Origin of the sequence: Allolucifera butyrica (assembly GCF_900476375.1) — a bacterium.
Taxonomy (GTDB): domain Bacteria; phylum Bacillota; class Negativicutes; order Sporomusales; family UPPP01; genus Lucifera; species Lucifera butyrica.
In genome coordinates this window covers 37,886-53,258 of the sequence record NZ_UPPP01000061.1, presented here as the reverse complement: position 1 = coordinate 53,258, position 15,373 = coordinate 37,886, and the positions used below count along the sequence as shown (strand labels likewise).

General features: G+C 46.3%; 15 protein-coding genes. All 15 read left to right on the top strand.

Annotation, left to right across the window (positions count from 1 at the left end; all coding sequences use genetic code 11):
• The first annotated feature begins 4 nt into the window (after positions 1-4).
• The 15 genes from alaS (at position 5) to LUCIF_RS05990 (ending at position 15,362) form a co-directional block, all read left to right on the top strand.
• Positions 5-2,617 carry an alanine--tRNA ligase gene (alaS, locus tag LUCIF_RS06060; protein ID WP_207857085.1) on the top strand — a complete coding sequence of 871 codons (2,613 nt, stop codon included), beginning with the start codon at positions 5-7 and terminating at the stop codon, positions 2,615-2,617.
• 119 nt (positions 2,618-2,736) lie between these two features.
• Positions 2,737-2,991: an IreB family regulatory phosphoprotein gene (locus LUCIF_RS06055; RefSeq protein WP_122626986.1), complete on the top strand. Its 255-nt coding sequence runs from the start codon at positions 2,737-2,739 to the stop codon at positions 2,989-2,991.
• A 26-nt stretch (positions 2,992-3,017) separates the two neighbouring features.
• Complete coding sequence (ruvX, locus tag LUCIF_RS06050; protein WP_122626985.1) at positions 3,018-3,434, top strand: Holliday junction resolvase RuvX; 417 nt, start codon at positions 3,018-3,020, stop codon at positions 3,432-3,434.
• Between the two features lie 127 nt (positions 3,435-3,561).
• Positions 3,562-3,900, top strand: a complete 339-nt coding sequence (locus LUCIF_RS06045; protein ID WP_122626984.1) for a DUF1292 domain-containing protein — start codon at positions 3,562-3,564, stop codon at positions 3,898-3,900.
• Positions 3,901-3,969: 69 nt separating this feature from the next.
• Entirely contained in the window at positions 3,970-4,986 is a 1,017-nt protein-coding gene (mltG, locus tag LUCIF_RS06040; RefSeq protein WP_122626983.1) for an endolytic transglycosylase MltG, read from the top strand.
• Positions 4,987-5,598 (top strand): O-methyltransferase, encoded by a 612-nt coding sequence (locus LUCIF_RS06035; RefSeq protein WP_122626982.1) that lies wholly within the window; start codon positions 4,987-4,989, stop codon positions 5,596-5,598. It abuts the gene before it with no gap.
• Positions 5,591-6,808 (top strand): peptidase U32 family protein, encoded by a 1,218-nt coding sequence (locus tag LUCIF_RS06030; protein WP_122626981.1) that lies wholly within the window; start codon positions 5,591-5,593, stop codon positions 6,806-6,808. The genes LUCIF_RS06035 and LUCIF_RS06030 overlap by 8 nt, the downstream gene beginning before the upstream one ends.
• A 4-nt stretch (positions 6,809-6,812) precedes the next feature.
• The gene (locus LUCIF_RS06025) at positions 6,813-7,013 is read left to right on the top strand and encodes a DUF4911 domain-containing protein (RefSeq protein WP_122626980.1); all 201 of its coding nucleotides are present in this window, start codon (positions 6,813-6,815) and stop codon (positions 7,011-7,013) included.
• 41 nt (positions 7,014-7,054) lie between these two features.
• Positions 7,055-8,713, top strand: coding sequence for a peptidoglycan D,D-transpeptidase FtsI family protein (locus LUCIF_RS06020; protein WP_122626979.1), 1,659 nt, complete (start codon positions 7,055-7,057; stop codon positions 8,711-8,713).
• Positions 8,714-8,873: 160 nt separating this feature from the next.
• Complete coding sequence (locus LUCIF_RS06015) at positions 8,874-9,947, top strand: M24 family metallopeptidase (RefSeq protein ID WP_122626978.1); 1,074 nt, start codon at positions 8,874-8,876, stop codon at positions 9,945-9,947.
• Between the two features lie 15 nt (positions 9,948-9,962).
• Positions 9,963-10,520: an elongation factor P gene (efp, locus tag LUCIF_RS06010; RefSeq protein WP_122626977.1), complete on the top strand. Its 558-nt coding sequence runs from the start codon at positions 9,963-9,965 to the stop codon at positions 10,518-10,520.
• A 128-nt stretch (positions 10,521-10,648) separates the two neighbouring features.
• On the top strand, positions 10,649-11,110 hold the full coding sequence (locus LUCIF_RS06005) for a CD1247 N-terminal domain-containing protein (RefSeq protein ID WP_122626976.1): 462 nt from the start codon (positions 10,649-10,651) through the stop codon (positions 11,108-11,110).
• Between the two features lie 496 nt (positions 11,111-11,606).
• Entirely contained in the window at positions 11,607-12,635 is a 1,029-nt protein-coding gene (locus tag LUCIF_RS06000) for an ABC transporter substrate-binding protein (RefSeq protein WP_122626975.1), read from the top strand.
• 43 nt (positions 12,636-12,678) lie between these two features.
• Positions 12,679-14,010: a 30S ribosomal protein S12 methylthiotransferase RimO gene (gene rimO / locus LUCIF_RS05995; protein WP_122626974.1), complete on the top strand. Its 1,332-nt coding sequence runs from the start codon at positions 12,679-12,681 to the stop codon at positions 14,008-14,010.
• A gap of 104 nt (positions 14,011-14,114) precedes the next feature.
• Complete coding sequence (locus LUCIF_RS05990; protein ID WP_207857083.1) at positions 14,115-15,362, top strand: competence/damage-inducible protein A; 1,248 nt, start codon at positions 14,115-14,117, stop codon at positions 15,360-15,362.
• The last annotated feature ends 11 nt before the right edge of the window (positions 15,363-15,373 follow it).

The following is a 15,373-nucleotide window of genomic DNA, read 5'->3' as shown; positions in this document are numbered from 1 at the left end:
TAAATTGACCGGAAACGAACTGCGTAAGAAATTTTTGCAGTTTTTTGCCAGTAAAGATCATCTGATTCTACCCAGCGCTCCTTTAATTCCCGAAAATGACCCAACCTTGCTTTTGATTGGTGCCGGAATGGCCCCGTTTAAGCCATTTTTCACCGGCAAGATGAAACCGCCCCATCTCCGGATTTCGACCAGTCAAAAGTGTGTTCGTACCGGTGATATTGAAAATGTTGGGCGAACCGCCCGTCATCATACATTTTTTGAAATGTTAGGCAATTTTTCCTTTGGCGATTATTTTAAGAAAGAAGCCATTGGCTGGGCCTGGGAGTTTATTACTCAGGAGCTTACGCTGCCGGTTGATAAACTCTGGGTAACAATCCATACCAAAGATGATGAAGCCTATGATATATGGAAAAACGATATTGGCGTCTCGCCGGAACGGATTATCCGGCTGGAAGATAATTTTTGGGAAATTGGACCCGGTCCCTGTGGTCCCTGCTCGGAAATTTATGTTGATTTGGGAGAGGACCGCGGCTGCGGTAACCCGGACTGCGGTGTCGGTTGTAACTGCGACCGGTTTCTGGAAATATGGAATTTAGTATTCACCCAGTATGACCGCGATGAGGCCGGCAATTATACGCCGCTGGCGAAAAAGAATATTGATACCGGCGCCGGTCTGGAACGGATCGCGTCGGTATTGCAAAATAAAAAGTCCAACTTTGAAACGGATTTATTATTCCCCCTCATTGAGCAAACCGCGAAACTGGCTGGTGTAACTTATGGCCAGTCGGCTAAAACCGATGTATCTTTAAAAGTAATTGCCGATCATGCCCGCAGTGTAACCGTTATGATTGTTGACGGTATTTTGCCGTCCAATGAAGGGCGGGGCTATGTAGAGCGGCGGGTGCTGCGGCGGGCCGTCCGCCATGGCCGCCTGCTGGGCATCAATAAACCGTTTATGGCTGACTTGGTTGATGTTGTGGCCGCGATTTTTTCCGAACCGTATCCCTATATCGCCGAAAAGAAGGCCTATATTAAAAGAATAATCCTCCAGGAAGAAGAACGTTTCGGCGAAACTCTGGCCCAGGGAATGGAATTATTGAATACCCATATTCAGAACATGAAACAAAATCAGGTTAAGGTACTGGACGGGGAAATTGTTTTCCGGCTCTATGATACGTTCGGTTTTCCCTGGGAATTAACGCAGGAAATTCTGACGGAGCATGACTTGTCTTTGGATAAAACCACCTTCGATCAGGCCATGGATAAACAGCGGGAACGGGCCCGGGCGGCACGCCAGGAACAGGCGGAAAAAGTGATCATTCCCGATTTGTCCCAACTAGTCACCCAAGAGCTTGGTTATGACGAAAAAGCCGATACCGCCGAGATTGTATTGATTTTAAAAGACGGACAAGTTGTTGAATCGGCAGTTCAGGATGAGGATGTCGCGGTCATTATGAATGTCACGTCCTTTTATGCCGAAGGAGGCGGCCAGGTGGGCGACATCGGCCGTATTACGGCTCCGGCCGGACAGATCACCGTCGTCAATACCAAAAAACTGCCCGACGGAACCATCTATCATATTGGTCATGTCTCTGCCGGAACTGTTAAAACCGGGGAGCCCGTTAAATTATTGATTGATGCGGCCCGGCACCGGGATACGGCCAGAAACCACACGGCAACTCATCTTTTGCATGCCGCTTTAAAGCAAGTGCTGGGGAGTCATGTAAATCAGGCCGGTTCTTTAGTAACTCAGGAACGGCTGCGGTTTGATTTTTCACATTTTGCCCAGGTCACAGAGGAAGAATTAGCCCAGGTTGAGAGCATTGTCAATCAGGTTATACTAGCCGGTATTCCTGTCGGTATCATCGAAACTACGCAGGAAACGGCTAAAGAAATGGGTGCCATGGCGCTGTTCGGCGAAAAATACGGTGAACGGGTCAGAGTGGTCATTGCCGGCGATTTCAGTAAGGAACTGTGCGGCGGTAGTCATGTAAGCCATACCGGGGAAATCGGTTTGTTTAAAATCATCGGGGAAGCCGGTATTGGTTCGGGGCTGCGGCGTATCGAGGCTGTAACCGGCCAAGGTACTGTCAATTATGTTAAGCAGTTGGATGATGTGATGGCAAAAGCGGCCCGGTTGTTAAAGATCCGGCCCGACGCCCTTGCCAACCGCCTCGAGGCTGTGCTGGCTCATGTTAAAGATTTAGAAAAAGAATTAACTTTGGCAAATGCGAAACTGGCCCGAAACCAGGTGCAGGAATTGCTGAACACGGTCAGTGATGTCAATGGCATTCAGGTTGTTACCGGTCAAGTCTCAGCCGCCGATATGGATGATTTACGCTCCATTGCGGATATGGCCAAAGACCGCCTGGACAGTGGTGTGGTTGTTTTCGGAGCAGTAAGCAATGAAAAAGTAAATTTTGTTGCTATGGCGACAAAGAAAGCGGTTGAACGGGGAATTCACGCCGGAGCCATCGTAAAAGCAGCCGCACAAATGGCCGGCGGCGGCGGCGGCGGCCGGCCGGATATGGCGCAGGCCGGAGGCAGACAGCCGGAAAAAATTGCCGCCGCTTTAGACAAAGCCAAAGAAATAATTAAAAACCAGATAAATAAATAGAAGCGGGTCCAGGCCCGCTTTCTCCACTTTATAAATTTGTCCCGCTGGACAGGAAAATACTAGCTAAGGTAGAATATAATGGTTATGGCAGGAGATAATATAAGGGAGGAGGATGTTCAATGACTAATTTATCCGAAGAAACGATGATGTTTCGTGTCGACAACGAAAAAAGCGATGCCGCAGTTATCATTGAAACTGTCTATCAGTCATTAAAAGAAAAAGGCTATAATCCTATTAATCAGCTTGTCGGATATTTGTTGTCCGGCGACCCTACATATATTACCAGTCATAACAACGCACGGGGTTTGATACGTAAACTGGAACGGGATGAACTCCTGGAAGAACTGGTCAAGGCGTATCTTGCGGATAAATAAAACAGAGAGTTTATTGGAGTGATTTTGTGGGTATACTAGCGCTTGACGTCGGCGATAAGACGATTGGCGTCGCGGTTAGTGATTCCTTGCTATTAACGGCTCAGGGGTTGGAAGTAATTCGCCGTACGTCCATAGCCAACGATTTTTCCCGGTTAAAGGAAATTATTGCTCAATATCAGATTCATACTATTATTGTCGGATTTCCCAAAAATATGAATGGTACCATCGGTCCGAGAGGTGAACTGACAAAAAAATTCGCCAGCCAGTTATCGCAGTCGTTCTCTCAAGTTCAAGTCAAATTATGGGATGAGCGCTTGTCCACGGTAGCCGCCGAACGGTCGCTGATTGCTGCCGATGTAAAAAGGGCCAAGCGGAAGAAGGTAATTGATAAAATGGCGGCGGTGTTTATCTTACAAGGTTATCTGGACAGTTTACCACGCTAGTGATTTGGCAGTGACAACCTATAGAGTAAGTATGTTCTGTTTGGGCAAAGATCCTTTGCTCTTTCTTGACAGTATAAATTTTCTAATATAAAATTACATTACACGGAAAAGGATGGGGTGACAACCAATGGATGATTTTGAAAAAGAGGATATGGAAGAATTCGATGATGAACCTGTCGTTGTTATGACCGATGAAGAAGGTAATGAATATTATTATCGTGAAGATATGGTTATTCCTATTGGCGAAAAACGTTATGCAATCTTAGTGCCGATCGATATTGAAGAGGATTGCGATTGTGGTGACGAAGCCTGTGATTGCGGTTGTGAGGATGAAATCGATGTCTACATTGCCCGGGTCGATACCGATGAAAACGGGGAAGAAATTTATGTCGACCCGACGGACGAGGAATTCGAACAAGTCCGCCAGGCTTATGAAGAATTGATGGACGAAGAGGAAGAAGCTTAACGGCTTCTTTTTTTCTGTCTATTTGTGTATAATATACTTACTCTGGTTATGGAACTGAGGTGATATAATATGCAGTTGAAATTCATCAGGAATCAATGTTTGGCACATCGCAAGATATTACTGGAGGCATTCGCGCTTTTCTTTTTTTCCGGTATCGCCTATCTGGGACTAGCCAATCTGCCTACCGGCGATGAACCAGTTTTTGTTACGATTCGGTCCGGCATGACGACCCGGGAGATAGGTGACTTATTATACCGGGATGGAATTATCAATAATGTATATTTGTTTCGCATCCTGGCACAAATGGAGGGTCTGCAAAAATCATTGCAGGCGGGAGAATATTCCTTTACTCCCGATATGACATTACGTCATGTAGTTGACGTGCTGGCTAAGGGTGACACCGACTATATACAGTTTACGATTCCCGAAGGATACACCATAGACCAGATCGCCAAGCTGATCGAAGAGAAAAAACTTGGCAGCGGCACCGAATTTAAAGCGCTGGCCAAGAATTTTACCCCTTATGATTATATGCGGCCCGGCGCCGGAGTAATTTACGCCAGCGAAGGGTTTGTCTTTCCTGATACGTACAAAGTCTCCCGGAATATTAAAGAAAAAGACCTGTTGCAAATGATGGTCACTCACTTTGATAAACAATTTACACCGGCCATGCGTAAGCAGGCTCAGAAACTGGGTCTTTCCATCCGCGAAGTCATCATTTTGGCCTCCATAGTGGAAAAAGAGGCCAAAATAGAACGGGACCGTCCGATTATTGCCAGTGTTTTCCTCAATCGTTTGAAAAAAGGCATGCCGTTGCAATCGGATGCGACAATTCAATACATCTTAGGGAACTTGAAACCGGACCTGACGATTGAAGATACGAAAATTTCCTCTCCCTATAATGCGTATCAGCATGCCGGGTTACCGCCGGGGCCCATTGCCAATCCGGGATTAGCTTCGATAAAAGCTGTATTACAGCCGGCAAAAACAGATTATCTCTATTTCGTTGCCGACAAACAGGGAATGAACCACTTTAGTAAAACCTACGAAGAACATATGGCTCTGGTAGAGAAGGTGCGCAGCTAAATGTCCGATGTGACCGCTATACTAGAGAATATGCAAGAATATGCCCGGCAATTCCGGGTGCCGATTTTATCGGCGGAGGGAGTTTCTCTTCTGTCTCAGGCAATTCAGATCCATCGTCCCCAATCAATCCTGGAAATCGGTACGGCAATCGGTTATTCCGCCATAATCATGGCCGGACATGCTTCCCCCGGTGCCCGGATCCTAACCATTGAGCAGGATGAGGCCCGTCTGATGACAGCCCGGCATTTTATTCAACAAGCAGGAATGGAAGCCATGATTACGGTTGTACCCGGTGATGCGGGAAACGTGTTACCCGAGTTAACCGGCCGGTTTGATTTTGTTTTTATCGATGCGGCCAAAGGCCAGTATTTAAATTATCTGCGGCAAATTATGGACCGGCTGCTGCCGGGGGCCGTCATTATCGCCGACAACGTTTTATTTCGCGGCATGGTCGGAAAAGCCGATCCGCCACGAAGATACCGCACCATTGTGAAACGTCTCGAACAGTATTTGACGTTTGTCACGGAAGACCGCCGATTTCAAACGACAGTTTATTCCCGCGGCGACGGTATCGCCATATCCCGATTTCAAGGAGACATAGCACATGAATAAACCTGAATTGTTAGCACCTGCCGGTAATTTGGAAAAATTGAAGATGGCGCTGATTTACGGTGCGGATGCCGTGTATCTGGGAGGGCAGTCCTTTGGGCTCCGGGCATTTAGCGATAATTTTTCCGAAAGTGAAATGAAAGAGGGAATCTCTTTCGCCCATTCCTTGGGAAAAAAAGCCTATATCACGGTAAATGTCTTCCCTCATAATGAAGACCTGGCTGCACTGCCGGCTTATCTCCAGTTTATATGGCAAGCCGGTGCCGACGGCATTATTATTTCGGATGCGGGAGTATACCGGGTCGCCCGTGAAATAACTCCCGGCCTTCCATTGCACATCAGTACCCAGGCCAATAATACAAACTGGTCGTCGGTACTGTTCTGGCAGGAATTAGGCGCCCGGCGGGTTGTCCTGGCCCGGGAACTGTCTCTGGCCGATATAGGCGTCATTCGTAAAAAAGTAAACTTGGAACTCGAGGCTTTTATCCACGGGGCTATGTGCATATCTTATTCGGGACGCTGCCTGCTCAGTAATTACTTTACCGGACGGGATGCCAACCGGGGCGAATGCGCTCAGCCATGCCGCTGGAAATATGCTTTGCAGGAAGAAAAAAGACCGGGACAATATTTTCCGGTTGTGGAAGACGACCGGGGAACCTATATCTTTAATTCCAAGGATTTGTGCCTTCTGGGGCATTTACCGGAACTAATAAACAGCGGCCTTAACAGCTTTAAAATTGAAGGACGCATGAAAAGTGTTCACTATGTAGCTACGGTTGTCAAGGTATACCGGGAAGCGATTGACGCCTACGCTGACGCTCCCGAAAAATTCCAGGTTAAGCAGGAATGGAAGGATGAACTGGAAAAAATATCTCATCGTGCTTACACAACCGGTTTCTACTTTAATAAAACGTCCGCCGAGGATCAAATATACGGATCGTCGTCCTATATGCAGAGCCACGAATTTATTGGGCTGGTAAAGGCCTACGATTCTCATACGGGCTTGGCGGTGATCGAACAGCGTAATAATATGAAAACCGGGGAAGAAATTGAAATTATGCAGCCCGGCCAGCCCAACTTCAGTCAAAAAATAGAAATTATGTATAACGAATTCAATGAACTAATTGATGTGGCTCCCCATCCGCAACAACTGATAACAATGCCAATGAAAAAAGCGGTAGCGGAGTACTCCATGCTGCGCCGGAGGGTTTGATTTTATGACTGATATGATACGGATCCGCGTCAACTCCCAAGACATCAATTATATAAACCGGATTATGGAAGGGTATGAGCACCTGGGGGTTGTCACTACGGTCAATAAGGAAGAAGGAGTTCTCGCGATCCGGGTTACGCCGGACACCCGGCGGGAAGTGGAAACGATCCTGAATCATCTGCCGGTTTCCTTTCAATTTGTATAATAGGCTGCTTATAAGTGCCATACTATCCTTGAGGTGGAAGTATGGTATTTTTCATTCGCCGTATTTATAAAATCACGCTGTTCTTTTTGTTAATCGTCACGGCGCTGCTTTTACGGCTCTTTTATTTACAGGCGATGGAGGAAAATAAGCTGGCATCCCAAAGTTTAAGCGGCCGTATCTATGAAATGCCGGTAGAGGTAGCACGCGGTGAAATTTTGGATCGCAACGGAACTCCTTTAACCAATACGGCATTGCATTTCAAGGCAATACTATTTCCCCGTTATATCAAGGACCAGAAAAAAACAGCGCAGTCTTTATCTTCACTGGCCAACGAAAAAGCGGAAACAATTTTAGCGGAATTTCCGCAGACGGACCATCCTTTCCAACTGCATACAGAACTGGATGCGCTGGCGGCAAAAAAGGTGAGCAGTCTAAAGCTGCCGGGAGTGATCGTGGTCGGTGAACGGATGCGTTATGGCTACAGCAGTCTGGCATCGCATGTTGTCGGTTATATTAATTCGGCCGATAACAAAGGGGTCAGCGGCATTGAAGGAATGTACGATTCCGTACTGCGGGGAAGCCGGCCTGAATATGTGGCCGCCATTGTCGATGCAGGGCGGCGGATTATTCCGGGACTGGGCTATAAACGGCTGCGGATGGGAAACGGCGCAGAACCGAATAATATCATATTAACAATAGACAGCAATATCCAAAAAATTGTCGAGAATGTTATGGATCAGAAAATAACCAAAGGGGCGGTAGTCGTCATGCGGCCGTCAACAGGGGAAATCTTAGCTATGGCTTCCCGGCCGAATTTTGATGCCAATAATCTGAGCAATTATCTGCAGAAAGATACGGCCCCCCTCATGAACCGGGCTTTGGCCGCCTATCCGCCGGGATCGGTCTTTAAGCTGGTTATAGCCGCCGCCGCGCTGGAAAACAATCTGGTTCATCCCGATGACCTTTTTTTTGACCCGGGTTACATTGATGTGAATCATCAACGCTTCAGAGGCTGGGATTATGATACGGGAGGGCTGGGAAATTTGACATTTACGGAGGCGTTGGCCTATTCCAGCAACCCCGTGTTCATTCAAACCGGTTTGAAAATAGGCGCAAACCGTCTTATTGCTTATGCGAAACGATTTGGCTTTGGTAGCCGGACAAAATTGGATTTCAGCGGAGAAGCAGCAGGAAATCTCCCGGAACCGGACACTATGTATGCCGGTGATTTGGCCAACCTTTCCATCGGCCAAGGCTCCCTGGAAGTAACACCCTTACAAATTGCGGTTATGTTGTCTACCATCGTTAATGACGGAATAAAGGTCGCTCCTTCTGTTGTCAGGCGCTTAACGGCTGCGGACGGTACCACGTTAAAAAGTTATCCCTTATCTGCCGGCACCAGAATCATTTCGCAAACAACAGCGGCCCAGCTAAAAAAAATGATGTATGAAGTCACCCGGATCGGAACCGGTAAAGAAGCATATATTGAGGGAGCCGGTGCGGCCGGTAAAACCGGTACGGCCGAAACCGGACGGTTCGATGCCAATGGCCGGGGTATCAACCATGCCTGGTTTGCCGGTTATACGCCGCTCATCAATCCGAAATATGTCATTGTCGTATTGGTAGAAGACGGAATGTCAGGGGAAGACGTGGCGGCGCCGATTTTTCATGCCATCGCAACCCAGATATTAAAACAATAATAGGAGTGCCTCCTCCGCCTTGCCTTGCAAAGAAATCGTCACGAATTCAACTTATATCTTTAGAGTTAACAGGGTACTAGGCAAGCGAAGTAAATTATGGTAAAATGAATTAGTTCTTTATATTCAAAGTCAGGCGACGGAATCGAGGCGATAAACCGCCATGAATAACCGGATCAAAAAAGTGCGCCAAATTCTCAGCGATAAGAATCTGGATGCGCTTATCGTCAGTAAGCCGGAGAACCGTCATTATTTAAGCGGTTTTACCGGTTCGGCGGGAATGCTGGTATTAAATCCGGACCGCAATCAATTAATAACGGATTTTCGTTATCTCGAACAAGCGGCTTCCCAAGCCGCTGATTATGAGATTGTTCGCTTGGAAAACAATCCCTATGAAACCATTAAAACAATTTTGTCAAGGGAAGAAAGACCGCTGCAAGTCGGCTTTGAAAGTGATTATGTTACCTGGGAAGCTTACAATAAATTGCTCTCGTATTTACCGTTTTGTCAATTGGTACCGCTGTCATTGGATCGCTTGCGAATGATAAAGGACAGTCGGGAACTGATGCTGATTCAAAAAGCGGTAGACATTGCCGATCAGGCTTTTACGCATATTCTGGGTCTAATTAAGCCCGGCATTAGCGAATATGAAATTGCCGCTGCCCTGGAATATCAGATGCGTAAATTGGGCAGTGAAAAAACGGCTTTTGATACAATTGTAGCTTCCGGCGAGCGGGGCGCTCTCCCGCATGGAATGGCCACCGGTAAAACAATTCAGTCCGGTGAAATGGTTACCATGGACTTTGGAGCGGTTTTTCAAGGCTATCATTCCGACATAACCCGGACCGTTGCCGTGGGTAAAGCCAATGACCGGCAGCGGAAAATATACGATATTGTTTTAACTGCTCAACAAGCCGGAATTGCGGCGGTCCAAACCGGGAAAACCGGCAAAGAAGTTGATGCCGTCGCCAGAAACGTAATCCAGGCCGCAGGCTATGGTGAGTACTTCGGACACGGATTAGGACATAGTTTGGGACTTTATATTCATGAAGAACCTAGACTTTCGCCCAGTAATACGGATACTTGCCTGCAAGAAAATATGTTGGTTACTGTTGAACCGGGTATCTATTTGCCCGGCTGGGGCGGTGTCCGCATTGAAGACGTGGTTGTTGTCACTGCTGACGGCGCTAAAGTATTAACTGCCAGCAGTAAACAATTCATAGAAATTGATGGATAGCAGGAGGTTATACAAATGATATCAACTAACGATTTTCGTACAGGTGTAACAGTTGAAATTGATGGAGATGTCTGGCAAGTCGTTGATTTTCAACACGTAAAACCAGGCAAGGGAGCGGCCTTTGTCCGGGCTAAGATGAAAAATGCCCGTACGGGTGCTGTAATTGAACGTACTTTTAATGCTGGTGAAAAATTGCCCAAGGCGCATGTAGACCGGCGCGATATGCAGTACTTGTACGAAAGCGACCAAATGTATAACTTTATGGACACGGAAACCTATGAACAAATTGCTCTTAACGAGGACCAATTAGGGGACGCGAAAAAGTTTTTAAAGGAAAATATGAATATCGCCGTCATGTTTTTCCAAGGAGCGGTAATTGGTGTTGAATTACCTTATTCCGTTGAATTGACGGTAATCGAAACAGACCCCGGCATTCGTGGTGACACAGCTACCGGTGGAACCAAACCGGCAAAACTGGAAACGGGCTATACGGTTAAAGTTCCTTTATTTATAAATATCGGCGATGTCTTGCGGGTAGATACGCGTACCGGTGAATATATCGAACGGGCATAAGAAAAACCGCTGCGCGGTCTTTCGGCTCATACTATAACTTATAAGAAAAAACCCTCCGGGTTATGTTTTTGCGAATTTTGGGGATCCTACCATTATCGCGCAGAATATAGCAAAAGGGGGGTTTATTTATGGGCAATTTTAAAGAAAGAGTGGCCTACTTACAGGGACTTACCAAAGGGCTGAATGTCAGCGACCATTCAGCTGAAGGAAAATTACTATTAAATATTATTGATGTATTGGATGACTTAGCGGATGAATTTAATAATATCTACCTATCTCAGCAAGATTTGGAAACATATGTGGAGAAAATTGATGAGGACTTAACGGATTTGGAAAATGAAGTTTACGACGAAGAAAGCTACGATGAGGAAGCTTACGATTCTTCCTCCGACGAGGATTTAATCGAAGTAAACTGTCCCGTATGCCATGAAACGGTGACATTTGATGCCGATTTGTTAAATGAAGCGGAGGCATTGGAAGTTACCTGTCCTAGTTGCGGCGGAGTCGTTTATGATAATACGCAGGGCTTCGAAACCACGCTGGAGAGCCGTGAACTGGACGAAAAAAATATGATGGAACCCGGCATATAAGAGGAAAGACTGCTAAAGCGGTCTTTCGGTCCATGGCTCAGGGCTCGGTGCGCAGGGAAACCATCTTGGGCGAACAATCCAGGCAGAAGGATCGTCTTGTCATAAGCGGAGGTTAAGTGATAACGGCGGAGCGTTAAGGCGATTCTTCTGCCGTTAACGGCTAGAAACTGCGGTCTTTCAGTCTATGGCGCGGAATTTTGGAAGAAAAACCACTCCGTTTATTCAGCACGGAGTGGTTTTTTAATATAGGCTATGAATTTTTATTTAAAAAATTGTAAACCCTATTGATTGATTTCCACAATTGCAGCCTTCATATCCAGTCTTGGTAAATTAAATACCGCCTGCGAAGACAGTTTCTGCTTTACAAATAGCAGCATTGTGGAAAGACTTGGTATGACCAGGTCTTTTTATTATGTTCTTAGTAGGAATTTTTGCTTGCGTAACGAACAAATACAAGATATAGTTATAGATAGTCTGTTTTTAAGGGAGGACCTTTATGCGACGCTATTTACCCCTTATATTAATATCGGTATTTTTATTGGTCTTTTTGCTGGCCGGCGGCACCTATCTAGCCGGTTATGCCAATAAATTCAATCAGGAAAACCAAAACGCCATTACTGTTTATACAACCCTGCCGGTTGAACAAGCATCGGCCTTGGCAAAAACCTATGAGCAAAAATCGAATATTCCGGTAAATATCGTAATTTTATCTACAAGCGACCTCTTAAAACGACTGGAATTGGAACGGGATAAACCGCAGGCCGATATTGTCCTGGCCGACAGGACAACCTTAGATCAGGTAAAAAAGCTGCATGTTCTTGCCGCCTATAATTCCGAACAAACAGATTTGATACCGCAGCGCTTCCGCGATGCGACTAATCTTTGGACAGGCCTTTGGTATGACCCGATTGTTTTTGCCGTCAATCTGGATTATTTAAAGAATACTTCCCCGGTCCCCAGCAAATGGACAGATTTGGCAAATGGGAAATCCAGACTGGCGATCACCGATTTTTTAGCCAGTGATGTATCGGCCAATATACTTTACGCTCTGGTTTCGGCCCGGGGAGAAAAGGAAACTTTAAATTATTTCAAAAAGATTCACTCCCAGATCGTACAATATGCTAAATTCATAGCGACTCCCGTTCGTATGGCCGGTATGGGAGAAGCCGATATTGGTATTGCCCCGTTAAGTGAGGCCACAAAATATTTGGACGACGATTTTCCCGTAAGGATTATTTATCCGCAGGACGGATCACCGTATCTATTGACTGGTGCGGGATTAATTCAGGGAGCTTTGCATAACCGCGAAGCACGGCAATTTTTAGAATGGCTCCTTACGGATCCGGCCCAAATTGCCTTACTGAAAAGTAAATATCACGTAGTTCCAACCAATCCTGCCACGCATATGTATAAATCTTTTGCCGGCAAAAAAATTGTCCTCCTGGAAAAGAAAAATCTTGGCGATGCCCGGGAGCACCAGTTATTGGACAAATGGGTACAGACCGTACGGCTGAATATGAAATAGAAAACGACTCCTATACTTATAAAAAAACTTTGAGGTGGAATTAATGATCAGGGCTGGATTTGTCAGCCTAGGTTGTGCAAAAAACCTGGTTGATACAGAAGTTATGTTAGGTATTTTGGCCGATAATCATATTATGCTCACGGATGAACCGGCCAAAGCGGACATTTTGATTGTAAATACGTGCTGCTTTATTGACTCGGCGAAAGAAGAATCTATCTCCACCATTTTGCAAATGGCGGACTATAAAACCAATGGCGTTTGCCGGGGCCTGATTGTTGCAGGCTGTTTAGGCCAGCGCTATAACCAGGAGTTACTGGATGAATTGCCGGAAGTGGATGCAATTATCGGTACCGGCTCCTGGCACCGGATTATGGAAGCCGTCAATGCGGTCTTAGCCGGTGAACGGGTGTTATTAACCGGCACGGTGGATACAATTTACGATGAAAAGATGCCGCGCATTAATACGACGCCTTTTTACAGTGCTTATATTAAAATCGCCGAGGGCTGCAATAATTGCTGTTCTTATTGTATTATTCCCAAGGTTAGAGGGCACTTCCGCAGCCGGACCATTGAATCCGTGGTTGCAGAAGCTTCTATGCTGGCTAAACGCGGTATCCGGGAAATCAATTTGATTGCCCAGGATACAACCAGCTTTGGCCGCGATATTTACGGAACCGCCAGATTAGTCGATCTCTTACGGGAACTCGTAAAAATCGAAGAGCTTCATTGGATCCGCTTATTATATTGTTATCCTAAATATTTTAACGATGAATTAATTCAGTTGATCGCAACGGAAGATAAACTGTGCAAATACATTGATCTGCCGTTGCAGCATGCTCATGACGAGATTCTCCAGGCCATGGGCCGTCATGACTCCCTGCAGGATATCGAAATTCTTCTCGGTAAGCTGCGGCGAAATATACCCGGTGTAGCCATCCGCACCTCATTTATTGTCGGGTTTCCGGGAGAAACGGAAGCGCATTTTCAGTTTTTAAAAAAGTTCATGGACAGGCAAAAATTTGACCGGGTTGGTATTTTTACTTATTCCCAGGAAGAGGAAACGGTAGCCGGCTCAATGCAGAATCAGATTCCGGAAGAGGTTAAGCAGGAACGTTACCATGACTTAATGTCCTGGCAATGCCGGATATCGGAGGAATTAAACCGTAATCTTGAAGACCAGACCGTCGAGGTGCTGGTCGAGGGGACAAATCCGGAGCAGCCGTCGGTAAAATTTGGCCGCTCCTACCGGGAGGCGCCGGATGTGGACGGCCGTATTTTTATTGAAAATACGGCGGAAAGTCAACCGGGAGAATTTATTCGCGTTAAAATTGTGCAGGGGTTTACCTATGATTTATTGGCGGAGCGAATATCGTGAATAATTTCAAATGGTAAAACACTGAAAATAGTAGAGCCATAGACTACTATTTTCTTTATGAAAAAAGATATAACAAGTATAACGTATTGGTTAAGGAGGGATTAATGAAAATGATCGTTGAAATCATTACTACCGGCACGGAATTGTTATTAGGACAAATTATCAATACCAATGCGCCGTATTTAGCGCAAAAATTAAATGAAATCGGCTTTAGTGTACTCTATCAAACTACGGTAGGTGATAATCGGGAACGAATGCGTAATGTTATGAAAACGGCACTGTCCAGGGCCGATATTGTTATTACATCCGGCGGCCTGGGCCCCACCCAGGGTGATATAACCAAAGAAGTAACCGCCCTAGTTCTGGACCGTCCCCTGTTTTTGCATGAACCCAGTGTCAGCCGCATCCAAAATTATTTTGCGAAACGGCACATGACCATGCCGGATAATAATTTGCGTCAGGCGATGATGCCTAAGGGGGCTATCGTGGTTGACAATGAGCGGGGTACCGCTCCGGGAGTCATCACGGAGGCAGATAATAAAATAATTATCAATTTACCGGGACCGCCGCATGAATTAAATTGGATGTTTGAAAACCGGATTCAGGCCTATCTTCAAGAACGCTTCGGCAGCCAGGGGGTCATAATTTCCAAAGTGCTTCGCACCTATGGAATCGGCGAATCCTCCCTGGAAGAAAAAATCAAAGACCAGATTCTAGAGCAAAACAATCCGACCATCGCCTTACTGGCCAGGGAGGGGGAAATCCATATCAGACTAACGGCAAAGGCGGGCAACACGGAAGAAGCGAACCGGTTAATTGGCGAAGTTGAGTCGAAAATGATGCCGGCCATTGCGCCTTACCTGTTTGGAGTTAATGATGAGACTCTGGAAAATGCTGTAGGACAGATCTTACAAAGTAAAAAACTAACCATTGCTTTGGCGGAATCCTGTACGGGAGGCCTGGCAACCAGCCGGCTCACCGATGTTCCCGGCAGTTCAGCCTATCTCATGGGTTCGATTGTTTCGTATAGCAATGAGATAAAAAATAAATTTCTCGACGTTTCGGAACAAATCCTCGCCAGTCAGGGCGCCGTAAGTGCCGAGACAGCCACGGCCATGGCCTGCGGCGTCAGGAAGCGACTGGGTACCCATATTGGCGTTGGTATTACCGGAATCGCCGGTCCCGGCGGTGCTACGGCCGATAAACCGGTGGGGCTGGTGTTTATTGCCGTGGACGGTTCCCGCGGACCACGCTATTTCCAGTATAACTTTACCGGCCAACGCAAGGAAATCAAGAACCGCACCGCCAAAGCCGCATTATTCCACATCAGAGAATATCTACTATCATTATAGAATAGAGGAGG